25 protein-coding genes are annotated in these 24,632 nt (G+C 40.7%); 19 read left to right on the top strand and 6 right to left on the bottom strand.

The features are described 5' to 3' along the window. Window positions 1-2: 2 nt before the first annotated feature. The 3 genes from CJ263_RS07415 to hemH are packed head-to-tail and all read right to left on the bottom strand — an operon-like array spanning window position 3 to window position 3,256. Window positions 3-1,379, bottom strand: coding sequence for an MATE family efflux transporter (locus CJ263_RS07415; protein WP_094996686.1), 1,377 nt, complete (start codon window positions 1,377-1,379; stop codon window positions 3-5). 30 nt (window positions 1,380-1,409) lie between these two features. Continuing rightward, complete coding sequence (locus CJ263_RS07420) at window positions 1,410-2,204, bottom strand: DUF3050 domain-containing protein (RefSeq protein ID WP_094996687.1); 795 nt, start codon at window positions 2,202-2,204, stop codon at window positions 1,410-1,412. Between the two features lie 17 nt (window positions 2,205-2,221). Further along, a complete protein-coding gene (gene hemH, locus CJ263_RS07425) occupies window positions 2,222-3,256 on the bottom strand; it encodes a ferrochelatase (RefSeq protein ID WP_094996688.1) in 1,035 nt (344 codons plus the stop codon). A 162-nt stretch (window positions 3,257-3,418) separates the two neighbouring features. Here hemH and CJ263_RS07430 point away from each other — a divergent pair, with 162 nt between their 5' ends. Continuing rightward, on the top strand, window positions 3,419-4,492 hold the full coding sequence (locus tag CJ263_RS07430) for a mechanosensitive ion channel family protein (protein ID WP_094999151.1): 1,074 nt from the start codon (window positions 3,419-3,421) through the stop codon (window positions 4,490-4,492). 9 nt (window positions 4,493-4,501) lie between these two features. After that, window positions 4,502-5,344, top strand: a complete 843-nt coding sequence (locus CJ263_RS07435; protein WP_094996689.1) for an N-acetylmuramoyl-L-alanine amidase-like domain-containing protein — start codon at window positions 4,502-4,504, stop codon at window positions 5,342-5,344. 164 nt (window positions 5,345-5,508) lie between these two features. Here the strand turns inward: CJ263_RS07435 and CJ263_RS07440 are convergent, their stop codons facing one another. After that, window positions 5,509-6,402 (bottom strand): AraC family transcriptional regulator, encoded by an 894-nt coding sequence (locus CJ263_RS07440; RefSeq protein WP_094996690.1) that lies wholly within the window; start codon window positions 6,400-6,402, stop codon window positions 5,509-5,511. Window positions 6,403-6,597: 195 nt separating this feature from the next. On the opposite strand from CJ263_RS07440, the gene hemA reads away from it, so the two are divergent. The 10 genes from hemA to CJ263_RS07490 all read left to right on the top strand — a co-directional run bounded on the left by hemA (window position 6,598) and on the right by CJ263_RS07490 (window position 16,263). Beyond that, window positions 6,598-7,854 (top strand): glutamyl-tRNA reductase, encoded by a 1,257-nt coding sequence (gene hemA / locus CJ263_RS07445; protein WP_094996691.1) that lies wholly within the window; start codon window positions 6,598-6,600, stop codon window positions 7,852-7,854. After that, window positions 7,851-9,431 (top strand): hydroxymethylbilane synthase, encoded by a 1,581-nt coding sequence (gene hemC / locus CJ263_RS07450; protein ID WP_094996692.1) that lies wholly within the window; start codon window positions 7,851-7,853, stop codon window positions 9,429-9,431. The genes hemA and hemC overlap by 4 nt, the downstream gene beginning before the upstream one ends. 38 nt (window positions 9,432-9,469) lie before the next feature. After that, window positions 9,470-9,832, top strand: a complete 363-nt coding sequence (locus CJ263_RS07455) for a four helix bundle protein (RefSeq protein ID WP_094996693.1) — start codon at window positions 9,470-9,472, stop codon at window positions 9,830-9,832. A 24-nt stretch (window positions 9,833-9,856) separates the two neighbouring features. Next, window positions 9,857-10,879 carry a uroporphyrinogen decarboxylase gene (gene hemE, locus CJ263_RS07460; RefSeq protein ID WP_094996694.1) on the top strand — a complete coding sequence of 341 codons (1,023 nt, stop codon included), beginning with the start codon at window positions 9,857-9,859 and terminating at the stop codon, window positions 10,877-10,879. Window positions 10,880-10,955: 76 nt separating this feature from the next. Continuing rightward, window positions 10,956-11,498 (top strand): GNAT family N-acetyltransferase, encoded by a 543-nt coding sequence (locus tag CJ263_RS07465; protein WP_094996695.1) that lies wholly within the window; start codon window positions 10,956-10,958, stop codon window positions 11,496-11,498. Further along, window positions 11,488-12,390, top strand: coding sequence for an oxygen-dependent coproporphyrinogen oxidase (gene hemF, locus CJ263_RS07470; RefSeq protein ID WP_094996696.1), 903 nt, complete (start codon window positions 11,488-11,490; stop codon window positions 12,388-12,390). Before CJ263_RS07465 ends, hemF begins: the two co-directional genes overlap by 11 nt. A gap of 3 nt (window positions 12,391-12,393) precedes the next feature. Then, window positions 12,394-13,188: a PhzF family phenazine biosynthesis protein gene (locus CJ263_RS07475; protein WP_094996697.1), complete on the top strand. Its 795-nt coding sequence runs from the start codon at window positions 12,394-12,396 to the stop codon at window positions 13,186-13,188. 29 nt (window positions 13,189-13,217) lie between these two features. Then, window positions 13,218-13,580 carry a four helix bundle protein gene (locus tag CJ263_RS07480; RefSeq protein ID WP_094996698.1) on the top strand — a complete coding sequence of 121 codons (363 nt, stop codon included), beginning with the start codon at window positions 13,218-13,220 and terminating at the stop codon, window positions 13,578-13,580. 27 nt (window positions 13,581-13,607) lie between these two features. Further along, the gene (gene hemB, locus CJ263_RS07485) at window positions 13,608-14,600 is read left to right on the top strand and encodes a porphobilinogen synthase (protein WP_094996699.1); all 993 of its coding nucleotides are present in this window, start codon (window positions 13,608-13,610) and stop codon (window positions 14,598-14,600) included. An 82-nt stretch (window positions 14,601-14,682) separates the two neighbouring features. Next, window positions 14,683-16,263 (top strand): serine hydrolase domain-containing protein, encoded by a 1,581-nt coding sequence (locus tag CJ263_RS07490; protein WP_094996700.1) that lies wholly within the window; start codon window positions 14,683-14,685, stop codon window positions 16,261-16,263. A 251-nt stretch (window positions 16,264-16,514) separates the two neighbouring features. Here the strand turns inward: CJ263_RS07490 and CJ263_RS07500 are convergent, their stop codons facing one another. Beyond that, a complete protein-coding gene (locus CJ263_RS07500) occupies window positions 16,515-17,006 on the bottom strand; it encodes a DinB family protein (protein WP_094996702.1) in 492 nt (163 codons plus the stop codon). Window positions 17,007-17,229: 223 nt separating this feature from the next. Between CJ263_RS07500 and CJ263_RS07505 the strand changes: the two genes are divergently transcribed. From CJ263_RS07505 to CJ263_RS07520, 4 genes are all read left to right on the top strand, one after another. After that, entirely contained in the window at window positions 17,230-18,189 is a 960-nt protein-coding gene (locus CJ263_RS07505; protein WP_094999152.1) for a helix-turn-helix transcriptional regulator, read from the top strand. 45 nt (window positions 18,190-18,234) lie between these two features. Next, a complete protein-coding gene (locus tag CJ263_RS07510) occupies window positions 18,235-19,560 on the top strand; it encodes a serine hydrolase domain-containing protein (RefSeq protein ID WP_229702437.1) in 1,326 nt (441 codons plus the stop codon). A 125-nt stretch (window positions 19,561-19,685) separates the two neighbouring features. Beyond that, on the top strand, window positions 19,686-20,834 hold the full coding sequence (locus CJ263_RS07515) for a CNNM domain-containing protein (protein WP_094996704.1): 1,149 nt from the start codon (window positions 19,686-19,688) through the stop codon (window positions 20,832-20,834). 6 nt (window positions 20,835-20,840) lie between these two features. Continuing rightward, a complete protein-coding gene (locus CJ263_RS07520; protein WP_094996705.1) occupies window positions 20,841-21,314 on the top strand; it encodes a methylated-DNA--[protein]-cysteine S-methyltransferase in 474 nt (157 codons plus the stop codon). Between the two features lie 175 nt (window positions 21,315-21,489). Here CJ263_RS07520 and CJ263_RS07525 read toward each other — a convergent pair whose 3' ends face one another. Beyond that, complete coding sequence (locus tag CJ263_RS07525) at window positions 21,490-22,608, bottom strand: hypothetical protein (protein ID WP_158657107.1); 1,119 nt, start codon at window positions 22,606-22,608, stop codon at window positions 21,490-21,492. 126 nt (window positions 22,609-22,734) lie between these two features. On the opposite strand from CJ263_RS07525, the gene CJ263_RS07530 reads away from it, so the two are divergent. From CJ263_RS07530 to CJ263_RS07540, 3 genes are read left to right on the top strand one after another with little or no spacing between them, the layout of a single operon-like run. Continuing rightward, window positions 22,735-23,448: a 3'-5' exonuclease gene (locus CJ263_RS07530; RefSeq protein ID WP_094996707.1), complete on the top strand. Its 714-nt coding sequence runs from the start codon at window positions 22,735-22,737 to the stop codon at window positions 23,446-23,448. 30 nt (window positions 23,449-23,478) lie between these two features. Next, complete coding sequence (locus tag CJ263_RS07535) at window positions 23,479-23,742, top strand: hypothetical protein (RefSeq protein ID WP_094996708.1); 264 nt, start codon at window positions 23,479-23,481, stop codon at window positions 23,740-23,742. A gap of 1 nt (window position 23,743) precedes the next feature. Continuing rightward, on the top strand, window positions 23,744-24,352 hold the full coding sequence (locus tag CJ263_RS07540; RefSeq protein WP_094996709.1) for a hypothetical protein: 609 nt from the start codon (window positions 23,744-23,746) through the stop codon (window positions 24,350-24,352). Window positions 24,353-24,632 lie beyond the last annotated feature (280 nt).

The following is a 24,632-nucleotide window of genomic DNA, read 5'->3' on the forward strand; positions in this document are numbered from 1 at the left end:
ACCTATACCAATGTCTTCTTTATTTCCCGTCTTAAAAAATAACCTGTGACGATTGTTGCCAACACATCCGCAATAGGAAAAGAAATCCAAACACCCAATTCCCCATAAAGTCTAGGTAAAATCAAAATCAAAGGAATAAAGAAAAAACCTTGTCTGGAAAGAGTGAGCAACAATGCAGGGATTGCCTTTCCTATGGCTTGAAAATAGGCAGCTCCAATCAGTTGCAAGGCAATAATGGGAGTTGCGGCAAAAACCCAACGCATCGCATTAGGGGCATTGTCCAAAACAAAAGCGTTCGTTTCCAAATCATGTGCGGACATTCCCGGTTTTTCACTAAGGAAAAGTGAAGTAATTGCCTCGGGGAAAATCATAAGACCAATAAAAACCAATGTAGCCAAAAGAGAAGCATACGTGATTGCCGTATTTATTGTTTTTCTTACTCTTTGATATTTTTCAGCTCCATAATTGAATCCGGCGATGGGCAAAAATGCTTGGGTTACCCCAAAAACAGGAAATAGGGCAAACATCAACATTCTACCGATGATAGCGTAGACCGCCACCATGGCTTCGCCACCCAGGGTGAACAAAATGTTGTTCATGATCAAATAGATGATACTGACCACTGCCTGTCTTGCCAGTGTCACAAAACCAAGAGAACCTATTTCCCTTACCACAGGAACATTCAATCCTAAATGCTTCCATTGGATTTTCATTTCAGAATGTTTGGAAAAGAAAAAGTATCCTACATATAAAAAACACAAAACATAGCCAATTGTAGTGGCCCAAGCGGCACCAGCCATTCCCCAATCAAAAACATATATAAACAGATAGTCCATCAATAGGTTTCCTACGGAGGGAATAATCATAGCTATCATGGCAAATTTAGGTTTGCCCTCTGCCCGTATAACCGTATTCCCCATCATACATAACGCCAAAAAAGGAACCCCATAAAGTACAATGGTGTAATAAATCTTTGCGGGGTCATAGATAGCCCCTTTACCCCCAAAAGCCGGTATGATGGATTCGATAAAGGTGAGTCCAACCACAACCATGGTTATGGTTATAATTAGTGTAAGGGTGATTTGGTTTCCAAAGACCGTAAATGCTTTTTCCTTATTATTGGCGCCAAGTGCCCTGGAGATAATACTGGAGCCCCCTACACCAATAGCCATACCCAAGGCTCCTATAAAAAATGAAACGGGAAGCACCACATTAATGGCCGCAATGGCAATGGAGCCGATCCAATTTCCCACAAAAATGGAATCGACCAATACGTTCAAGGACATCACAAGAATTCCAATACTAGCGGGTATCGCTTGACCCACCAATAATTTTCCTATGGGTTGTTTCCCCAGTTCTTCCGATGTGAATTTGGCCATGGGCCTAAAGTTTATTTTTCTACAAATGAATTAGGCGAATGATGAAGCATTTTCCTTTTGGCCTAATAGAGTTTCACTTAGGCTATCCCATAACTCAATTCTTCGTTGAAGGGCTTTTTGGGAAATATCCAATACTTCTTCCCATTTTAATTCATCATCTCCGCAGAGCTCCATAATCATTTTTAAGGAAAGTGGACCGTGTTCATCACCATCCAATTCAATATGTCTGCGTAGATAATAATCGAGTTTGGGATACAAAGGAGCGTTTCCGTTATTCTCTATAATCTTTAGGAACATATCTGGAATCAACTCCTCCCTGCCAAAGGTGAACGCCGCTGCAATTTCATGCGGTTTACCACCTTCAATTACATTAAATGTAAATAGCATAAAGTCCTTTACAGGGGTTGGAAGTCCTGACTTTTGAATACTTTCCTGAACATTACCATTTTTTTCAACAGATTGCACAAAGCCCTCAATGGTCTTTACATCCGCATTTACTTCTTGCATGGCTGCCAAATACATTTCGTAATGGCTCATATAATTGCCCGCTTCGTCTTTATCGGTTTCCTCTTCCAGCACAATTTCATTGATGAAACGTGCTGTCTTTGTATTTTTAGAAGGAATCCAAGGTGTAGATACACACGTAAGATGCATTTGTAAGGATTTTAAAAGCGACATAAAGTCCCATACGGCATACACGTGACCTTCCATAAAAACACGAACATCCTCAATAGTGGACAATTCGTTGTACAATGAGTGATTTCTTAGCGCAGACCTTTGAGGAAATATGGCCTTTTCAATCTTTTCAATTTTCTCTTTGTTCATAGCTTTATTAATTCTTTTCAATCATGGGACAAAACTCCCTCCTTTTCCCATTCCTCTATCCATTGTGCCATCAAGGAAACCCATGCATCGCTATCATTTAAACAAGGAATGTGTTTGTAGGTTTCACCTCCGGCTTCCATAAATTGATGCTGGCCTTCCATAGCGATTTCCTCCAATGTTTCCAAGCAATCGGCTACAAATGCGGGGGTTACCACAGCCAATTTTTTCTTCCCCTCCTTAGGAAATCGTTCAAACTCAAAATCGGTATAAGGCTTTAACCAAGGGTCATTAGGTAAACGGGATTGAAAGGATAGGCTAACTTTTTCTTCCGGAAGGTTTAAATAAGATTTAACCAGCTCGGTCATTTTATAACACTGGTGGCGATAACAGGTATGATGCGCTACGGAATTTGTATGGCAACAGGAACCATCAATTTTACAATGAAATTTCGTTGGGTCGGATTTTCTGATGTGCCTTTCCGGTATTCCATGATAGGAGAAAAGAAGATGGTCGTATTCAAAGTCCTTTAAACCTTTCTTGATAGATTCCGATAAAACCTTTATATAATCTGGGTTCTTATAAAATGCAGGCAGTGTGGTTATCTTCATTTCAGTAAAAAATTCATCCTTTACCTCCATGGTTTTTACCACAACGGTTTCGTAGGATGACATGGCATAATGGGGATATAACGGCACTAAAAATACCTCATCCACACCTTTTGTTTCAAGTTCCTGAAGCGCATTCTTGATAGTCATGCTGCCATAGCGCATCCCCAAAGCCACGGGTAGTTGGGTTTGTTCGCGAAGTTTCTCTGTAAATCGTTCCGAAATGACTATCAATGGGGAACCTTCTTCCCACCAAATCTTGGAATAGGCCTCGGCCGATTTTTTAGGTCGGGTTTGCAAAATGATTCCTCTCACCAGAATATTTCTCAACCATTTTGGTACGTCTATTACACGTTCGTCCATTAGAAACTCATCCAAATATGGTTTGACATCCTTTGCGGTCGGACTATCAGGGGATCCCAAATTAACCAGTAAAACTCCTTTCATTTCCTAATATTGAATTTTGAATTGCAAAAATAACACTTGCTATTCGATGATATTTTAATTTAGGGCATTAGTTTTCTATACTACCATAAAGTCCGTCGATTTATTCAACTTAAATTTTATGGGCCAGCAAATTTTAGTATGTTGTATACAAACTTAGCATGGATGGATACAGTTTTTAAAGATATTCCCAGAGAATCGTTGATTTATTTAGGTATTGCTTTCGCGGTTTTCATTGTAATCTATTGGATTACACTTTTTGTATTACGAAGACTAGGGAAAGACCCAAGGTATCTTTTGCCAGAGGGTGTCATGAAACGAGTTGCCCTACCCATCTTTCTTATATTTATTTCCATCATCATACGGATGGCCGCCTTGAGACAATTATTGGGGCTTGAAAACGAGGAATACTGGTTCAAAAAAGTAAGTACCCTTCTCTTCATATTCGCCATGACCTGGCTTATTATTGGAATCCTAAAGGTTGTAAAGCATTTAATAATAAAGAACTACGATGTTAACTCCGCCAACAATCTAAAGGCCCGAAAAGTGTATACGCAATTCAACATTTTGGAGCGTATCATCATATTTATAGTTGTAATCTTGGCCATTGGGGCAGCACTCATGAGCTTTCAGGAAATCAGGGAGCTAGGCCTAAGTATTTTTGCATCAGCTGGTGTGGCCGGTATTATTATTGGTTTTTCGGCCCAAAAACTCATCGGCACCGTATTGGCGGGCATACAGATTGCAATCGCACAGCCCATAAAGTTGGATGATGTAGTTATCGTAGAGGGGGAATGGGGCCGCATTGAGGAAATCACGTTAACCTATGTAGTCGTAAAAATTTGGGATAAACGCCGTCTTATTGTTCCCACTCCTTATTTTATTGAAAAACCTTTTCAGAACTGGACCAAAACTTCATCCGACATCTTGGGCACGGTATTCCTCTATACCGATTATAGGGTCCCCTTTGATGCTCTAAGGGACGAATTGACCCGAGTTTTGAAAAATACCGATTTGTGGGACAAGGAAGTAAATGTGCTACAAGTGACCGATAGCAAGGCCAATTTTGTGGAGGTAAGGGCTTTAATGAGTGCCAAGGATTCGCCAACGGCATGGGATTTGAGGGTACATGTACGAGAAAAATTAATATCTTTCCTTCAGGAGAATTATCCGGAAAGTATTGTACATAATAGGTTGTTGATCAACGACAAAAGTCATGCTCCTTCCGATACGGATTAACATAAACTAATGAAATACACCTTATTGTTTTTCCTTTTGTTCCTTCCATTTAGTAGGACAAAGGCCCAGACTATCACCTGCTCCCCTTTGGACAAGCAGGCCGTACAGACTAAAATTGATGAAATCCAAGGACTGGAACAACCTGATTTTGGACAAACCTTAGTCGCCGTAGGCAAAACCTTTCTAAAGACGCCATACGTCGCCAAAACCTTGGAAATTGGGGATACGGAAACCTTGGTCGTTAATTTACAGGGATTGGACTGTACAACATTTGTAGAAAATGTTCTTGCATTTTCAATGATGCTGAAAGAGGATAAAACCTCATTCGAGGGTTTCATAAAAAAATTAGAAACCATTCGGTATAAAGATGGAAACCTTGACGGTTATGCTTCCCGACTACACTATTTTTCTGAGTGGATTGCCAACAATGCCGAAAAAGGCTTATTGAAGGACATAACTGGAGAGATTGGCGGAAAAGAAATCACCAAGGATATTAACTTTATGAGCGAACATCGAGATCTCTATCCCTTTCTTGCTGACGATACCAATTTCGAAAAAATAAAGGCTTCCGAAAATTACCTGAACAGTCAGCCCATTTGTGTCTTGGCCCAAGATCAGATTGCCGAAAACGAGCATTTGATCCGATCCGGCGATATCATTGCCCTCGCTACTTCCATTAACGGATTGGACGTTACCCATACCGGAATAGCCACTCGGGAAGCCGATGGCAGAATTCATCTATTACATGCGTCCACCGGATCCATGGAAGTGGAAGTATCCGAAAAACCGCTAGCGGAATATTTGAAAAAAATCAAGGGAAACACGGGTATCATGGTGGCAAGGCCGCTGTAAGACTAAAAAATGAAAACCAACCACTGGGTTTGTTCCCGCAATTAGAAAAGGCCCAAATCTTTTTAAATCTACCGGAAACTATCGAGGTTTTATCGATGAACAGCAAAAATACCACTAATACTCATTGTCCTTATTTCGAATACAAACTACTTAGTTTGTTAAATTCAAGTACTACTCGCCAACGCCATCACATATTTCTTGGGCGTTGTCCCGTACTTTTTCTTAAAGGCGGCGATAAAATGGCTGGATGTACTATACCCAATTTTCAACCCGATTTCGTTCACGTTGTATTGCCCGGATTCCAGTAACTTCCTGGCATGTTCCATTTTATAATCGAAGAGAAAGCTGTACACGGAATCGCCATAGATTTGCTTAAATCCCTCTTTTAGACGCTTTAAGCTCAGGCCTATTTCTTTGGAAAGCTCGGTCAAGGTAGGTGGTTCGGCCATATTGGAAATAATAATTTCCTTGGCCTTTCGGATGCGTTTCACGTTGTCCTCGTCTACTAGAAACGGACACTGTTCTACATCGGCATCTGTATTTTTATTAAAGTATAGGGCTATCAACTCATAGATTTTACCCTTTAGATAAAGGCTTTTAATGGTGGGATGCAGGTTGTAATTAATAATCTGACTCAGCACTACCGCTATAGCTGGGGATACAGGCTCCTGGGCATAATATTTTTTTTCCTTGTTCTCCTCACTGAGGAAGGGAATGTAACCAGCCTCGTTCGAAAAAAGTGAATGGAACTTACGAATGCTCATCACTACAGAAACCATCCATGAATTTGGTGATAACATAAGGTTCAAGGGTAAATCCAACTGCGTATTATAAAGCAAAAGTGAGTTCTCTTCAGAAACCTCAAGAGCATAGTTCCCTTGGTTAAAAACAAACTTGCCACCTCCTTTTAAACAGAAGTGGAATTGGATGTAACTGCGGTTGATCTCGCGTGTAACCTTCTTTATATCCGCCGTATTATTCTGAATCTTAAGAACATAAAACCCATTTTCTATTAATAGCTCCTCAAAGGACCCTATGGCGATGTTTTTACTTTCCATACTATAGCAACTTAAATCATATTATTTAGAATCTATCTAAACAATATTGTTAAAAGAATATCGTTAAACGTTGTAAAAATAGGGGTTTTGAGCTGATTTATGATGTATTTTATCCAAAATCACTCCTGCCGACGCTAATAGTTCCTCTAGCGTTATTTTTATTAAATCGATGCGTTTATTTTTGTCGCCGCAACTATGAAGGACTATCACATTTCTAAACACAACTCCTTTTATACGATTGGCCTTAACTATAAAAAGGCTGATGCCGAGGTAAGAGGAAAATTTAGTTTGGACGAAGCTTCCATGATAGCCTTATTGGAAAAGGCCAAGGAACAGGGTATTGATGGTCTATTGGCCACTTCTACCTGTAACAGGACTGAACTCCATGGTTTTGCCCAGCATCCTTTCCAATTGATTAAATTATTGTGCGACTTTTCCCATGGCAGTGTGGAGGAGTTTCAAGAAGTAGCCTACGTTTATAAAAATAAAGAGGCGATTGCGCACTTATTTCGGGTTGGAACGGGGTTGGATAGTCAGATTTTAGGTGATTTTGAAATCATCAGTCAGTTAAAACAGAGTTTTTTCCGTTCCAAAAAACAGGATATCGCCAATCCGTTCATAGAGCGTTTGGTCAATGCGGTCATCCAGGCCAGCAAACGCATAAAAAATGAAACCGAAATTTCCTCTGGGGCGACCTCGGTGGCATTTGCATCGGTTCAATATATTTTAAACAATGTGGAGAACATTTCCGGAAAGAACATCCTTCTTTTTGGTACCGGTAAAATTGGACGAAACACCTGTGAAAACCTCATCAAGCATACCAAAAACCCACATATTACCCTAATAAACCGAACGAAGGAGAAGGCGGATAAAGTGGGTGGTAAATTTAATCTTACCGTTAAGGACTATGGTGATCTGCAAGCGGAAATACGCAAAACCGATGTTCTTGTTGTAGCCACAGGTGCACAAAAGCCAACGGTGTGCAAAGAACTCATTTACACAAAGAACCCTTTATTGATTCTGGACCTTTCAATTCCGAAAAATGTGGATGACAACGTTTTGGAACTGGATAACGTATCCCTCTTGCATTTGGACCATTTATCCCAAATGACGGACGAGACCTTGGAGAAACGCAAACTTTTTATCCCCAAGGCAGAGGAAATTATCGAAGAGGTAAAAAGTGATTTCATACAGTGGTTGGAGACCCGTAAATTTGCACCGGTCATCAAAGCACTTAAAATGAAGCTTAAAACTATGAAGGATGAAGAGTTGGACTATCAATCCAAAAAAACCTCAAATTTTGATGCCGAACAGGCAGATTTGATATCCAACAGGATCATTCAAAAAATTACCAAACAATTTGCCAACCATCTTAAGGACGACACTATTGATTCAGATTCTAGCCTAGAGCTTATCCAAAAAGTGTTTCAATTAGAGCTAGAGACTAAATGAGTAAAAGTATTCGCATAGGCACACGCGATAGTGAATTGGCACTATGGCAGGCCAACACCGTTAAAGAACAGCTAGAGGCTTTAGGCCATTCCGTAACATTGGTTCCCGTAAAATCAACAGGCGACCTGGTTTTGGACAAACCGCTGTATGAACTTGGGGTCACAGGAATTTTTACCAAAACCTTGGATGTGGCCATGCTCAATGGTGATATCGATATAGCGGTACACTCCATGAAAGATGTCCCAACTATGCTCCCAAAAGGCATTGTTCAAGCTGCGGTCCTCAAAAGGGCCAACTATATGGATATTCTGGCCTTTAAGAACAATGAGGAGTTTTTGGGTTCTCCGGATGGTATAGTGGCTACCGGTAGTTTAAGACGTAAAGCACAATGGCTCAACCGATATCCTACCCATACCGTTGTTGATCTTAGGGGGAACGTGAACCGTCGTTTACAGAAGTTGCAGGACAACGATTGGAACGGGGCCATTTTTGCGGCCGCCGGATTGGAACGTATAAGACTGGAACCAGAAAATACCATCGGACTCACATGGATGGTACCTGCGCCTGCCCAAGGGGCCATTATGGTGGTTGCCATGGAAAACGACACGGAAATTCGTGAAATCTGTGCGGAACTCAACCATGAGGAAACCGAAATCTGTACAAAAGTGGAACGTGATTTCCTAAGGGAGTTGGAAGGTGGGTGTTCCGCTCCTATCGGTGCCTTGGCCTATATAGATAAAGAGAACGTAGTAAACCTCAAAGGGGTCCTTCTGACCGTTGACGGATCAAAAAAGCTTGAAGCTTCCTTAACGGCACCCTTGGGCAAACATGAAAATCTGGGAATTGATGCTGCCAAAAGTATTTTAAGCAGGGGCGGTAGACGCCTAATGAACGAATTACAAGGTGCCGACCTCAAGACCAATATATTTTCCACCAAAAAACTGACCGAGGCCCAATTACAAAGATTCAAGGGCGCTATAAAAGTTGATTCCGAGGATTTTATAAAGATTAGTCCCAACAGGATTTCGCCACTAGTGTTAAAAAAGGAGCATAAAAATGTAGTTTTTACCAGTAAGAATGCTGTAGAAAGTCTATTGACTAACATAAGTCCGGAAGAACTTCAATTTAAGAATATTTATTGTGTAGGCAGGAAAACAAGGAGACTTATCCGGAAAAAAATTGGGGAAGTGACTCATTTTGAAAACAGTGCTACGGATTTGGCGAATTATCTGGTCGAATATATAGAGGGTACAGAAGTCACCTATTTTCATGGAAACCTTAGTTTGGAACATCTGCCCAGCATTTTGGAGGAAAACCAGATTACCGTAAATAAAATTGAGGCCTACAGGACCAAACTTTCCTGCAAATCCATACCTGAGTCGGTTGAAGGTATTTTGTTTTATAGCCCTTCTACCGTAGAAAGTTATTTATTAAAAAATAAGCCACATTCAATTGCATATTGCATTGGGGAAACCACGGCAACCGAAGCCCGGAAACATTTCAAGGAAGTGAAAGTTGCAAAGATACCCGATACAGAAAGTGTCATTGATTTGGTAAATGCTTATTATAGCCAATAGCTTTTAGCCGTAGGCCCTTGGTTGATTTGAAAGGATAAATGAGAGATTTTAGAAAGCTTGATATTTGGAATAACGCGATTGATATCGTTAAACAAATATATAAGTTATGTGATTACCTGCCGACGGAAGAAAAATTTGGACTCCGCAGTCAAATTACCCGTGCAGCAATCTCAGTCCCCTCAAATATAGCCGAAGGTTGTAGTAGAAATAGTGAAATTGAATTCAAAAGATTTTTAGAAATCGCCCTAGGTTCACTCTTTGAAGTGCAAACCCAGTTGATATTAATCGTAGAACTTGAATATATTAATGCAATAAACACAAAAGAAGTCTTTGAACTCATGGAGAAGGAAGCTAAAATGATTAATTCACTTGCAAAAAGAATTAAAGAAACCAATAGCTAATAGCAAAAAGCCAACAGCAATAATATGATAAAAAACGATTTATTCCTTAGGGCCCTAAAAGGTGAAACAGTAGAGAGACCTCCGGTTTGGATGATGCGCCAGGCAGGTAGATACCTTCCGGAATTCATGGAAATCAAGGAGAAATACGACTTTTTTACCCGATGTCAAACCCCAGAACTAGCTTCGGAAATAACAGTACAGCCCATCCGAAGGTTTGGTATGGATGCCGCCATTCTCTTTAGCGATATCTTGGTGATTCCACAGGCAATGAACATTGAGGTTCAAATGAAACCTAATTTTGGACCTTATCTACCAAATCCCATAAGAAGCCAAAAGGACGTTGATGAAGTTATCGTTCCTGATGTAGCAGAGGCATTGGATTATGTGATGCAGGCCATTACCGCTACCAAAGAGAAATTAAATGATGAAGTGCCCTTGATAGGTTTTGCGGGATCTCCATGGACCATTCTTTGCTATTGTGTACAAGGACAAGGCAGTAAGACTTTTGACAAAGCCAAGGAATTCTGTTTTACACAACCAGTGGCAGCCCATGAATTGTTGCAAAAAATCACGGATACCACCATTGCCTATTTGAAAGCTAAAGTAAAGGCCGGCGTCAACGCCGTACAGGTATTCGATTCTTGGGGAGGGATGTTGTCACCTATGGATTATCAAGAGTTTTCATGGCAATATATACAACAAATCGTTGACGCCCTTAAGGAAGATGCCCCAGTAATCGTCTTTGGTAAAGGATGCTGGTTTGCGCTCAAGGAAATGTCCCAATCAGGGGCCTCGGCCCTTGGTGTGGATTGGACCTGTTCTGCCCAAAATGCACGCTATCTCACCGGTGGCAATATTACGCTTCAAGGTAATTTTGATCCGGCCAGGTTATTGTCTCCTCCATCGGAAATCAAGAAAATGGTCACTCAAATGATCCACGAATTTGGAAAGGACAGATATGTGGTGAATTTGGGCCATGGAATTCTTCCCAACGTTCCCGTTGAGAATGCCAAGGCCTTTATTGATGCCGTTAAGGAGTTTAGGTAAGCCCTATGGAATTAATATTTCCTTAAAACGTGCAATTTACCTTTCCAGAGGTATCAAGACTTCGTATTTTTAGGGAATGATTTCCATATCGAACGGTACTTTTGAAATAACGCCCATTCATGAAAAATACGCATGGAGAATCTGCGATTTTGTAACCGTAAATACCTCTAGATTAAAGACCTATTTCCCACGGACCTTGACCGAAAACCTAACTCCGGACCTATCCCAACTCTTTGTAGATAGAAAGATCAAGGACTTTAAAAGTAAAAACGAGTTTTTATTCGTCATAAAGAACACTATAGACAGAACGGTTGCGGGATTGTTGTTTGTAAAAAATCTGGATTACACCAAGAAAGAGGCAGAGCTTGCTTACTGTATTGGGTACCAGCATGAAGGAATTGGCATAACTACCATGGCGGTGAAGGAAATAACCAATTGGTCTTTTAAGGAATTGGACTTAAAAACATTACGGATTATTGTACATAGGACAAATCCAGCGAGTATCCGTATTGCGGAGAAATGTGGATATGTCTGGAAGGAGACTTTGCCTAAGGAACACCAGCCTCCGGAAATGGCACCTATGGATATGGAACTCTATATTAAAACCAATGAAGGATAAATTCTACAAGTACATACATACACTTCAGGATTCTATCACCAAAAAACTTGAATCCATTGACGGCAAGGCAAAATTTCAAGAAGATCTTTGGGAACGTCCCGAAGGAGGAGGCGGACGAACACGGGTCATTGAAAATGGGGATGTCTTCGAAAAAGGGGGCGTAAATATTTCGGGAGTACACGGAGCTTTGCCCGAAAGTATGCAGGCTTATTTTGGGGTAAAAGATGCTGATTTTTTTGCGTGCGGACTAAGTTTGGTCCTACATCCAAAAAACCCTATGGTGCCCACCGTACATGCTAATTGGCGCTATTTTGAAATGTATGATAACGATGGAAACATCGTGGATCAGTGGTTTGGTGGAGGGCAGGATTTGACTCCGTATTATTTATTCGAGGAAGACGCCAAGCACTTTCATGAAATTTGCAAAGGAGCATGTGAAAAACACGACCCCAGTTTTTATCCCACCTATAAAAAACGCTGTGATGAGTATTTTTGGAATACCCATCGGAACGAGGCTAGAGGCGTTGGTGGTCTATTTTTCGATTATTGCAAGGCAACGAATAAAATGTCCATGGAAGACTGGTACAACTTCGTTACCGAGATAGGAAACAGTTTCTTGGATTGTTATATACCGATTGTTACAAAACGTAAGGGCCTCGCCTACACCAAAGAACAAAGGGACTGGCAGGAAATCAGAAGGGGCAGGTATGTGGAATTCAATCTGGTTCATGATAAGGGCACGCTTTTCGGTTTAAAAACCAACGGTCGTATTGAAAGTATCTTGATGAGCCTTCCGCCCCATGTCCAATGGCGATATGACCATCATCCAAAAGCAGGTAGTGCCGAAGAAAAACTGATCAACGTACTGCAAGAACCAAAAGACTGGGTTTAGACTATGAAACAAAAAATATATCAAATCGATGCTTTTACGAACAAGCTCTTTGGTGGTAACCCTGCAGCCGTATGTATACTGGAAACCTGGTTGCCCGATGATACCATGCAAAAAATAGCGGCGGAAAATAATTTGGCAGAAACCGCTTTTGCCGTCCCTCGTGGCAATGATTATGAACTACGCTGGTTTACACCAGAGGTAGAGGTCGACCTGTGTGGACATGCTACCTTGGCCACAGCCTATGTTATCTTTAATTATTACGATTACAAAGAACATACCATTAGGTTTATTTCGCCCAGAAGCGGTGAACTCCTGGTAAAAAAGAATGAAACCGGACAAATGACCATGGATTTTCCAACGGACGACCTAGTTCCAGTTGAAAGTTTAAACGAAATCAACCAAGCTATCGGCAAACAACCATTAGAAACCTATAAGGGCAAAACAGATTACTTGTTGATTTACGAAAACCAGCAAGATATTGAAAATATTAGGCCGAATTTTCACTTATTGGACCAGTTGGATTGCAGGGGAGTCATCGTTTCGGCTAAAGGAGATACTGTCGATTTTGTGTCCCGTTTCTTTGCTCCACAATGTGGTATTCCAGAAGATCCCGTAACAGGTTCGGCACATACGACCCTTACTCCCTATTGGTCTAAAAAATTGAACAAAACTGTTATGAGTGCCAAGCAGCTATCGGCAAGAGGTGGTGACCTTACCTGTGAATATTTGGGAAACAGGGTGAAAATTTCGGGAAGCGCAGTTTGCTATCTTGAAGGTGAAATCGATATTTATCACTAAGTATTAAGTTATAAGAAAAAAGTCAGAAAGTGGTTGACTACAAAAATTATGTCGTTTGGCAACGTTCACATCAATTGGTTCTGGATGTTTATTCAGCCACTGAAAAGTTTCCAAAATCTGAGCAATTTGGAATTGCATCCCAACTAAATAGAGCAGTGCTATCCATTCCCACTAATATTGCCGAAGGCTCTGGCAGGGAAACTCAAAAAGAACTAGTTAGGTTTTTATATATTGCTTCAGGTTCGGCACACGAAGCAGATTACCTCCTATTAGTTTCCAAGGATCTTAACTTTCTTGATGAAACAATAGCTTTACCCCTAATTAATGAATTGGACGAAATAAAGAAAATGCTAGCTTCACTTATTAGAACTATAAAAAAATCCATTACTTAGAACTTAAAACTTTTAACTCAAAACTATATGTACCCACTCATAAGAAACAGAAGATTACGCGCATCAGAATCCATTCGAAGATTGGTTAGGGAAACTATCATAAGTCCGGATGATTTTTTAGTACCCCTTTTCGTCGTAGAAGGTAAAGGAATAAAGGAAGAGATTGCCTCCATGCCCAATTACTTTCGATTGAGTTTGGACAATTTGGAAAAAGAGGTCAAGGAACTTTGGAGTATGGGACTTTCCTCCGTGCTGTTGTTCGTGAAAGTCCCTGACAATCTAAAAGACAATGCAGGGGCCGAAGCAGTAAATGACAACGGGCTAATGCAATTGGCCATTAAAACGGTCAAGAATGCCTGTCCGCAGATGTTGGTCATGACCGATGTCGCCCTTGATCCCTATTCGTCATACGGGCATGATGGCATTGTGGCCGATGGACAAATCCTAAATGACGAAACCGTAGAAATTCTTTCTGAAATGAGCGTTTCGCATGCCAAGGCCGGTGCCGATTTTGTTGCTCCTAGTGATATGATGGACGGCAGAATCCTAAGCATTCGCGAAGCTTTGGAAGATGAAGGTTATAGTAACACTGGAATCATGAGCTATGGTGCCAAATACGCCAGTGCATTTTATGGTCCGTTTCGAGATGCGCTGGATTCTGCGCCCGTGGATATTAAGAACGTTCCCAAGGACAAAAAGACCTATCAGATGGATTATGCCAATCGGTATGAAGCTATCAGGGAAACCCAAATGGACATTGACGAAGGTGCCGATATCGTCATGGTAAAACCCGGACTTTGTTATTTGGATATTGTCCGTGAAATTAGGAACGAAGTGGACGTGCCTGTGGCCGTGTACCAGGTCTCTGGCGAATACGCCATGGTAAAAGCTGCTGCCGAAAAAGGCTGGCTGGACCATGATGCCGTGATGATGGAACAATTGACCGCAATCAAACGTGCCGGGGCCAACATCATCGCTTCTTATTTCGCTAAAGATGTTGTCAAACTGCTTAATACCTAAAATTACTCCGCCCATAACATCCGCATACAATGTAACATTCCACCAAAGGCATTATCTTTAGAGGGAACCAAACCTCCCTTTTATGAAAAATGTCCTTTTCTACGCTTCCCTGTCCTGTTTTGTGATACTGGGTGCCTGTAATCATCAGACCCAAGAGCAAGTTACTCCTGGCCCTACTGAAAAAACACAGCGGTTCTCCAGCAATTATTTCCCCCAAAAATTTGAAAACGATCAGCGGACAAGCAAAATTACTGGGGCACAGGATAAAATCCAGGGGATTTTTGAAGCCAATGCAAAAGCCAGACATATTCCGGGCATCAGCTACGGCATTGTGGTGAACGACTCACTGGTACTTACCGGAAGTTATGGTGTTATTGACCTTGAAACACAAATCGAAGCCAGCCCCACGAAAGCCTTCCGGATTGCGAGCATGACCAAAAGTTTTACGGCCATGGCCATTTTAAAATTGCGGGACGAAGGCAAGTTGGATTTGGACGACCCTGTATCAAATTACTTTCCGCAGTTGGACACCTTGATATACCTTACCCAAGATTCCCCGGCAATTACCATAAAGAACCTTCTAACGATGACCGCAGGCTTTCCCGAGGACAACCCTTGGGGCGATCGCCATTTGAACGATCCTACGGAAATGTTGGAAAATATGTTGGCCGAGGGACTTTCCCTCTCCAAAGTTCCTTCCTTTCAATTCGAATATAGCAATACGGGATATGGCATGTTGGGTCAGATTGTGGCAAAAGTCTCCGGAAATACCTTTCAGGAGTACATCACCCATAATATCCTAATTCCATTGGGTATGGAGCATACTTATTGGGAATATGAAAAAGTACCCGAGGACTTGTTAGTACACGGATACCGATATGAGGATGACACTTGGAAGCCCGAACCCATTTTGCACGATGGTGTCTTCGGTTCCATGGGCGGGCTGATTACCACGATTGCCGATTTTTCAAAGTATGTGAGCTTTCACCTCTCCGCATGGCCACCCAGAAGCGAAAAAGACAATGGGCCTGTAAAACGAAGTACCCTCCGGGAAATGCATACGCCACAATATCCTTACCTATCCACTTGGGCAACCGATTGGAACAGCGAGCCCTGTGCAAGGGTCTCCGGTTATGGGTATGGACTGGGAATATCGGAAGATTGTAAAGGAATCATAAAGGTTTCCCATGGCGGGGCTCTGCCCGGTTATGGTAGTAACTATTCCTTTTTTCCCGAATATGGTATAGGAATTATGGCCTTTGGCAATTTAACCTATACCGGACCCTTGCCCTTGGATGAAATCTCTAAAATACTGTTTGAGGAACTGGAATTGCAGCCTAGAAAAAAGGTAGCTTCCCAAATGCTTAAAAACAAGAAAGACCAATTGGTATCCGCTTTGAAAACATGGGAAACTGGGATGGACACCACCGTATTTGCGGATAATTTCTTTTTGGACCGTTCCTTGGAAAAGCGAACCCAACACATTTCCGATTTGAAACAAACTATAGGCGAAATCGATTCCATCGGGGAAATACGCCCCAGAAACCAATTACGGGGAGATTTTGAAATTTATGGCAAACATGGCACCATCTCTGTTTTCTTTACCTTAAATCCTGAAATTGATCCTAAAATCCAACAGTTGGAAATGAGAATTAAACCCTAGCCTGTTTTTAGGTCAATCCAGCTATTCCCATCAATGCAATTCCTCACAGAAAAAGCCCCGTTGAGTCAGGAGTGTTGAAACAGCTGAGGGATTTGGCTTTAGCGTCTCTATGCGAAGAATATTATCGCAATCCTCCAAATCAAAGTTCCAGCGCCCATGATCGTTTATCAATTCATTTAAATAAGGGGCAAGATATTTCACCTTACCCCTTTTTCTTACAGAAGTTTTAAAAACCAATACTGTTCTCATACTTAGCTTCTGTCATAAAACATAGGAGGTTCAATCCCTAAGGAACGTAGATAAACATAACCTTGACCGCGATGATGCATTTCATTGTCAAGAAAATAAAATAGGGAAGATTGTACCGTTCCAGGGTATTGTCCAAAAGATACGATTTGCTTCTGAAAGTCCATTTCTTCCATTTGCGCCCATAGCTTGTTTAGTTGCTCCGTGGCACTGTCCCAAGCTTCCAGTAATTTCGCCTTGCTGTTGCCGTGGTCAAGATGTTCGTTCAATTGAGCCGTTTGCCCCGTTACAATTTCACGTAATCCCGGTTCCGCAATGCCCAAAAGTTCCAAAACCATATCAGCGAAGGGGCGCATCCCTCCTATACTATAATCGAACAATTTGTCTTCAGGAAAGGCCTCGATAGTCTTTCGGGTGAGTCTTCTGTGTCCTTGCCAATGTTCCAACAATTGATCTGGCGTGATTACTTGGGATGTTTTTTCCTTAATGTTTTCCATAACTTTTGATATTTAATGATTTATAATTTCGAAATCAAAGGTATGGGGGCGGTGTGACAACCCTTTGTCAATAGCCATTTGGAATGTATATTTTTTTTCCTCCTGACAAACAGCTGTCCGTCCACCCGCCTACCTTTATAAAAAAAGAACAGCTAAAATGGACACAAAAGGGGTTTTTGACCTTAAATTCTTGTCCTATCTTTGGAAAACAGGTCGCTCTATTATGGGATTGGATACCGTTAAACGTTTTGATAGGATTGTAGCTATCTTGATACAGTTACAATCCAAGCGCATTGTTAAGGCACAAGAACTTGCCGACCGCTTTGAGGTCAGCCTTCGTACTATTTATCGTGATATCCGCACTTTGGAAGCTTCTGGCGTACCCATTGCCAGTGAGGCCGGTGTGGGATATTCCATTATGGAGGGCTATCGCTTGCCCCCGGTCATGTTTACCCGTGAGGAAGCTGGCAGCTTTGTGGCAGCGGAGAAATTAATGCAACAGTTTACGGACAAGTCCTTGGGTTCTTACTATGAATCTGCCATGTATAAGTTGAAATCCGTGTTGCGGGGAAGGGAAAAAGATTGGGTAGAAGCCCTTGAAGCACAAGTGACCATTTTTCCGGCGCAACAATTATTCAATGACAAAATACCCGATGCCCTTGAAATTCTTTTTGAAAGCATTGCGGAGAAAAAACAGGTGTTCTTAAAATATTCTTCGATGGAAGCTGAGGAACCTTCGGAAAGACACATTGAACCCATAGGGGTTTTCAACGAAAATTCCTATTGGTATGTAATGGGGTATTGCCATCTACGCGAGGACTACCGGCAATTTAGGACCGATAGGATTCTAAAAATCGCACGTACAGACCGCTCTTTTATGGTGAATCACAAAACGCTTGATGAACTGCGCCAAAAGGGCGAAACTACTGTAAAAACCAAAGTTCGGATTTTGGTAGACAAAAAAGTAAGTAGGTACTTAAGTGGTAGTAAAAAGCATCACGGATTTATCTCTGAAACAAGTAAAGGAAACGAAGTAGAAATGACATTTATGGTAGATAACATTGATAATTATTTTCCCCGATGGTATCTTTCCTTTGGCGATTATGCCCGAATTTTAGAACCCGAATCCTTAAAGAAAAGAGTAACCGAGATTTTAAACCAGACCTATAAGGGACTAAAATAATGGTGTTCTAAAATAAACAGGAGAACTGATTGCCAAACCCTATATTTGAAAAACAATAGAAGCTATATGCTAAAAGCCATCTACTTTTCTCTATCCCTTGGTCTATGCTGTAATCCAATATTGGGGCAAAAGGCCAATATATCCCTCACGGGCAAGACCTACCAAAAGATTGATTCCTTAGATGTTTACCATAAAATAGATTCCATTATAACAAATGGTATAAAACATGAAGCTTTTCCTGGAGCTCAAGTCTTAGTAGCCCTTAACGACACGATTATCTTTCATGAAGCTTTTGGATATCACACCTACGACAGTATTCAACACGTAGCCTTAGACGATTTGTACGACCTCGCTTCTGTAACAAAAATTACGGGGCCATTACCGGCCATCATGAAATTGGTGGGCGAGGGCAAATTGGATTTGGATGTGCCTTTCAGCACCTATTGGAAACCTTGGAAACGCAGAAAAGATAAAAAAGATATAACGCTTAGAGAGATTTTAGCCCATCAGGCGGGATTGCAGCCCTACATAGTTTTTCTCAACAAAACCCTAAAAAAGAACGGTCGGTTTAAAAATAGATTTTTACGGAAATCCAGAAGTAATCGATTTGAAAAACAGGCCTTTGACAGTATTTACGTAAAAACTAGATTTAATCGAAAAATGTACCGAATGATTAATCGGTCTAAGGTTTCGGAGGATAAGACCTATCGGTATTCCGGGTTGACTTTTCTTCTTTTTCCAAAAATAATCACAGATTTGACAGGGGTTCCCTATGAGCAATATATAATCGAAAACTTTTATGAGCCCATTGGTGCCAAGACTCTAGGTTTTCTCCCGTCAACCAAAAACTATCCGAATCACATAGTCCCCACCGAAATGGATACTATTTACCGACATACTTTGACCAAAGGTTGGGTACATGACGAGAATGCTTCCTTGCTTGGCGGTATTTCCGGTAATGCAGGATTGTTCGGCACAGCCGAGGACTTGGCTAAAATCATGCAAATGTATCTCCAGTATGGAAGCTACAATGGCAAACAAATTCTTCCGGAGGAGGTGGTAAAAGAATTTACCACAGTTCAATTTCCTGAAAATGATAATCGAAGAGGACTTGGGTTTGACAAATCACTTTTAGGCAATGATACCTTGGCTTTAAACGATGCATATCCCGCCCCAGAAGTAAGCCCGGAAAGCTTTGGCCACAGTGGTTTTACGGGTACTTTTGTTTGGGCAGATCCAGAAAACCAGTTGGTATATATCTTTTTGTCCAATAGGGTTTACCCAAATCGTGAGCATCGACAGCTGTATGAACTGAATATTCGTTCTGCCATACAGCAAGTATTTTACAAGGCTTTAGAACCCCAATTATAAATTCAACCCATTTTTAATTCAAATTTTGGCGGATTTTAATCCTATTAGAAAATCTATACCCCATAAGCTTATGCCCTATGGTGTAGTAGGATTAAATTGGTATCTTAGGGTTTCAAATAACTGACATGGGATTACTGATTTTTTATGCCCTTATATCCATTTTCTTTTCCTTTCTATGCTCCATATTGGAGGCTGTTCTTCTTAGCATCACCCCAACTTTTGTCAATGTAAAAAAAAGAGAGGGCAAAACGTACGCCTTAACGTTGGAAGAGCTAAAACAAGATGTAGACCAACCTCTGATTGCCATATTGACCTTAAATACCATTGCCCATACCGTAGGTGCAATCTTGGTAGGTGTTCAGGCCAAAGTAGCGTATGCCGAGCTTTATGGCACTACACAACGTTCCATATTGGGCATGGAATTCACGGAAGACCTTATGGTAGGGGTAGTTTCCACCCTTATGACCATTTTGATTCTTGTCGCGTCGGAAATCATTCCAAAAACTATCGGCGCTACGTATTGGAGACAACTGGCCAATTTTACGGCCAAAACTCTTAAGGCCATGGTCCTGGCATTAAAGTATACTGGTTTATTATGGTTATTACAGCTTTTTACAAAACTGGTAGGTGGAAAAGGACATCATGGAAGTGTATTGAGCCGCGAAGATTTTACGGCCATGACCGATATGGCACACGAGGAAGGTGTTTTTTTAAAATCGGAATCCACCATTATTAAAAACTTGTTACGTTTTGACCAAGTTTTGGTAAAGGATATCATGACCCCACGTGCAGTGATGAAAATTGCCTCCTCCGATAAAACCATTCAGGCCTTTTTTGAAGACAATCCTAAGTTGCGCTTTTCCAGAATTCCCATTTTTGAGGATAAGATGGATAATATAACCGGTTTTGTTTTGAAGGACAACGTCTATGAGGAAATCATCAGCGAAAATGGGGATTTGCCTTTAAAAGAAATAAAACGCGAGATTTTATTGACAAAGCGGGATACACCCATCCCCAAACTGTTCGATACTTTTGTGAACAAACGGGAACATATTGCCCTAGTGGTGGACGAATACGGTTCAGTAAGTGGGTTGGTAACCATGGAAGATGTCATAGAAACGCTTCTAGGCCTTGAAATCATGGATGAAAGTGATAATGTAGCGGACTTACAGCTTTTGGCACGTAGAAATTGGGAAAACAGGGCCAAACAGAGCGGGGTCATTGAAAAAAATCCGGTTGAGGAAGAAAAACCCAAAGAAGAAAAAGAAGAATAGCCCCAGATGGAAACTGCCTTTATCCAAACGCCTTTAGGAACGGCAAAATTGGAAGGAGATGAAAATGGTCTCACTGTCATTACCGTTTTGGATACCGATGAAACCCTTACAGACATTATTCCTGTTGAATTGGAAGACGCCGCCTACCAATTGAAGGAGTATTTTGATGGCTCGAGAACACGATTCGACCTACTACTCAATCCATCCGGCACCGATTTTCAAAAATCCGTTTGGAAAGCCCTTCAGGAAATCCCCTATGGTAAAACCGTTTCCTATTTGGATTTAAGTAAAACCTTGGGCGATGTAAAAGCGATTAGGGCAGTAGCCTCGGCCAACGGAAAAAATCCGCTTTGGATCGTAGTTCCTTGCCATCGCGTTATTGGTAGTGATGGATCACTTACCGGCTATGCCGGCGGACTTCACCGGAAAAAGTGGCTTTTGGAGCACGAAAACCCCGTAAAGCAGCAATCCTTATTCTAATATTCACTTTATTTAGTGTTACCTACCCTCTTGCAAACCGACCAAAAAGTCGGTTCCCAAAATCAAATTCAATCAAAAACCGAGAATATTGCTTTTTGACTTAGTCAAATTCACTTTTGTCCATAAACCCTTCCTGATTTTTTACTCCGTCAAACTATGTTAAAGACCACTTGGTCTATAAACCCTGATCCACAAAATATGTGGGAACAAAATTCAAATTTTTCTGTGCCTTTAGCTTTCCATCGGTTGAAATCAGAAGAAAACCCCCAGGTTCATCAATTTCACCATTTGGTAAAGTATATGAAATGGCGAACACATTTTTACCGGGTAGGTATTGACCTAAAATAGGTTGAATATTCAAGCTCTTTTCACTATTCAATTTTTCAATGGTCCCCGATAAATCCAAAACAGTATTGGTACCGGTCGAAATATCGAAAATTGCAGGTCCCTTGACCAAACTAAAGGGTTGTGGATAGGTATATTCGTAATATAATTTGCCAACCGCTAGGGTTCCATTGATTGGACCTGTTGGAAAGTGATGGTCAAATTGCAGTTCATTTTTGGAAATGCTAATGAGATTGACCATGTCGAAAAGTTCCAAAACCGTATTTTCCTTATCATTCTGTGTAAAAATGGCCAATTCACCGTCCTCGGTAATCAAAACACTAGGCTTACTGCTCTTTAATTCCAATGTTTTGGCAATGACATCCGTTAGGGTATCAAAAATTATGATTTTATACTCCCCATCCCCTGTTCTATAGGTAATTATCAGTTTACCATCATGATATAATGGTTGAAACAATTGGTCTATTCCAAATTCAATGGCAAGGTCAAATCCCTCCAAAGTTTCCAAATCGACAATGCGGAGGGCTAAATTGGTAGAACCAAAAGGTTTGTACAAACCAAAATAAACCGAATTTTCATTGCTAAGTCCCCAAACCAATGACCGCTCCGAGGTTATATTGTAAAAATCGGGATACATGGTGATGCCAGAGGTAATCAAATCCTTTTGGTGCAAGGAAATGGCACCATTGGAAAAAGTAAAAAAGGAAAGTGTGTTGCCTAACTGCCGTAAAGTTAAATAGTAATTGGTAATGCCCAACTCACTGGACAAATCCGTTTGAAAGCCCACATCGGTATCACTATTATAATCGTACTGGTAGACCTTGTCCAAATCCTCCCCGATCAAAGTCAGGTTTATGGCCTCATCAATAGTAGGATTTTCTGTGCTATCCTTATTACAAGAAATCAGCAACAGCAAACCGCAAGCAATCGATATACTAAAGAATTTCATGAATGTGCCTTCGACTCTGACTTTAGTTGACCCCATTTTTAAATATAACCTATTTTGAGCTTTTCAGAAGACCTTAAAGATTAAATAAAATATGTTAAATTACTGACTCTTAGGAATGCCAAAACTATGCTGCACAAGATTAACTTGGAACACATCCTATTTTTGGATATTGAAACCGTACCTGAAAAGGCGGAGTTTCAGGAATTGGACGATGTAAAACAGGAACTTTGGGAACAAAAATCAAAATATCAGCGCAAGGAGGATTTTACTGCGGAAGAATTTTATGATAGGGCAGGTATTTGGGCGGAGTTCGGGAAGATTATCTGTATTTCGGTAGGATATTTTAAAATACAAGGTGAAACCCTCCACTTTAGGGTTACCACTTTTCATGGCGATGAAACTAAACTATTAAAGGACTTTAAAAATCTTTTGAACGGTCATTTCAGCGAAGCCAAACACTTGCTCTGCGCACACAACGGTAAGGAATTCGATTTTCCTTATATCGCCCGTAGAATGATCATAAATGGTATTTCCTTGCCTTGGAAATTGGACCTTTTTGGAAAAAAACCCTGGGAAGTTCCACACCTGGACACTATGGACCTTTGGAAATTTGGGGATTATAAACATTATACTTCCTTAAAGCTAATGGCGAACATCTTGGGCATACCCTCCCCTAAGGAAGACATTGATGGCAGTATGGTGAGAGATGTTTTTTATGAGGATAACGATTTGGACCGTATCATCACCTATTGCGAACTGGATGTGGTTACCACGGCCCAGGTCTTTCTAAAACTTCGTAACGAACCTTTATTGGAGGAGCATCAAATTAAAAAGGTGTGAAGCCCCCTAGCCCCCAAAGGGGGAATTTGGTTGTTCGTTGTTGGTTGGTTTATTGATAATCTTACTCGAATTCCGGAAGGAACTCAGAGACACGAGCAAGATGCTCACGCCAGCATAGGAACTCTTAGTGGAAGGTTTCCCGATTTGGAAGTTAGCAATGGTGTTGAGACTATTATTATACAGGTTGGAAAAGCAACCAAAAAATCAAGAAGACCTATTTCCAGAGAAAGATGGGCAATTAAAGATTTAAGGGATTCTGGTGAATTTGATAAAGTTATTTTCTTAGAATATTGAAATGATCGAGCTAAGTAATATTGATAAATATAGAGGAAAGGGCAAAGGAAAGGTCTTTCAGTTTTTTGCCGTAGCAAATGAACTTTTTAAATTAATTAATAGTCTTGAAGAAAAATTTGCATCAAAATTTGAATTAATAAAATCCGAATGGGACGAAAAATCAAATAACTGGAATTACTACAGATTTGATATTAAAGAATTTCTGAACCTAATTGAACAAGGAAATAATTTTTTTCTATTAAGGAGCATAGAAATTACGCCTTCAATTGATTTGTTGAAGAATTCCGATTATCATGATGATTATTATTTATATAATGGTCTTATTAAGATGAGATATAATTTTAATCCGGCGGACAACAGAATTGGGGAGTCCTATATTATGTTAATAGACAACATTCAAAATTTAGAAAAGCCTGACAAAACCTTTTCTAACAAAGAAGCTCTAAAAATATTTAACTTTTTAAAAAAAGGCTTAAAATCATCACTTATATATAAGGGTTCTTTTATTGGTAAAAGTGGAAAAGTTTATGAAGTAGAAAATGTTTCAAAAGGTTACAAGGAGGAATTTACCAATGGTACTATACATAGTATCCTTGACAAAATCTATTAAACAAAAGGGACTGTAAACTATTTTGTGTTTTAGGCCTGTACTTAGTCAAAAATAGAACAAAAACATAGGTATAACTTTAACGGTTTAAATTTATACTTATGAACACGGAAATGGAGAAATTACATGACGGCCTTGTCTCGAAGCTTACGGACAAGGCCCCGCTGGCGCGAGCATCTTGCTCGTGTCCAGAGCGTAGCTTACTAAATATCCCGCCCTAAATTTATAAAAACAGCCCTAAAGGCCTCTCAATGACACATAAAAAAGGGCAGCCCAATGGGCT

The organism is Maribacter cobaltidurans (assembly GCF_002269385.1).
Lineage (GTDB): Bacteria > Bacteroidota > Bacteroidia > Flavobacteriales > Flavobacteriaceae > Maribacter > Maribacter cobaltidurans.

Bases quoted from the DNA above. Each gene is read 5' to 3' on its own strand.
- CJ263_RS07415 (WP_094996686.1), bottom strand. From the start codon at position 1,379: ATGGCCAAATTCACATCGGAAGAACTGGGGAAACAACCCATAGGAAAA.
- CJ263_RS07420 (WP_094996687.1), bottom strand. From the start codon at position 2,204: ATGAACAAAGAGAAAATTGAAAAGATTGAAAAGGCCATATTTCCTCAA.
- hemH (WP_094996688.1), bottom strand. From the start codon at position 3,256: ATGAAAGGAGTTTTACTGGTTAATTTGGGATCCCCTGATAGTCCGACC.
- CJ263_RS07430 (WP_094999151.1), top strand. From the start codon at position 3,419: ATGGATACAGTTTTTAAAGATATTCCCAGAGAATCGTTGATTTATTTA.
- CJ263_RS07435 (WP_094996689.1), top strand. From the start codon at position 4,502: ATGAAATACACCTTATTGTTTTTCCTTTTGTTCCTTCCATTTAGTAGG.
- CJ263_RS07440 (WP_094996690.1), bottom strand. From the start codon at position 6,402: ATGGAAAGTAAAAACATCGCCATAGGGTCCTTTGAGGAGCTATTAATA.
- hemA (WP_094996691.1), top strand. From the start codon at position 6,598: ATGAAGGACTATCACATTTCTAAACACAACTCCTTTTATACGATTGGC.
- hemC (WP_094996692.1), top strand. From the start codon at position 7,851: ATGAGTAAAAGTATTCGCATAGGCACACGCGATAGTGAATTGGCACTA.
- CJ263_RS07455 (WP_094996693.1), top strand. From the start codon at position 9,470: ATGAGAGATTTTAGAAAGCTTGATATTTGGAATAACGCGATTGATATC.
- hemE (WP_094996694.1), top strand. From the start codon at position 9,857: ATGATAAAAAACGATTTATTCCTTAGGGCCCTAAAAGGTGAAACAGTA.
- CJ263_RS07465 (WP_094996695.1), top strand. From the start codon at position 10,956: ATGATTTCCATATCGAACGGTACTTTTGAAATAACGCCCATTCATGAA.
- hemF (WP_094996696.1), top strand. From the start codon at position 11,488: ATGAAGGATAAATTCTACAAGTACATACATACACTTCAGGATTCTATC.
- CJ263_RS07475 (WP_094996697.1), top strand. From the start codon at position 12,394: ATGAAACAAAAAATATATCAAATCGATGCTTTTACGAACAAGCTCTTT.
- hemB (WP_094996699.1), top strand. From the start codon at position 13,608: ATGTACCCACTCATAAGAAACAGAAGATTACGCGCATCAGAATCCATT.
- CJ263_RS07490 (WP_094996700.1), top strand. From the start codon at position 14,683: ATGAAAAATGTCCTTTTCTACGCTTCCCTGTCCTGTTTTGTGATACTG.
- CJ263_RS07500 (WP_094996702.1), bottom strand. From the start codon at position 17,006: ATGGAAAACATTAAGGAAAAAACATCCCAAGTAATCACGCCAGATCAA.
- CJ263_RS07505 (WP_094999152.1), top strand. From the start codon at position 17,230: ATGGGATTGGATACCGTTAAACGTTTTGATAGGATTGTAGCTATCTTG.
- CJ263_RS07515 (WP_094996704.1), top strand. From the start codon at position 19,686: ATGGGATTACTGATTTTTTATGCCCTTATATCCATTTTCTTTTCCTTT.
- CJ263_RS07520 (WP_094996705.1), top strand. From the start codon at position 20,841: ATGGAAACTGCCTTTATCCAAACGCCTTTAGGAACGGCAAAATTGGAA.
- CJ263_RS07525 (WP_158657107.1), bottom strand. From the start codon at position 22,608: ATGAAATTCTTTAGTATATCGATTGCTTGCGGTTTGCTGTTGCTGATT.
- CJ263_RS07530 (WP_094996707.1), top strand. From the start codon at position 22,735: ATGCTGCACAAGATTAACTTGGAACACATCCTATTTTTGGATATTGAA.
- CJ263_RS07540 (WP_094996709.1), top strand. From the start codon at position 23,744: ATGATCGAGCTAAGTAATATTGATAAATATAGAGGAAAGGGCAAAGGA.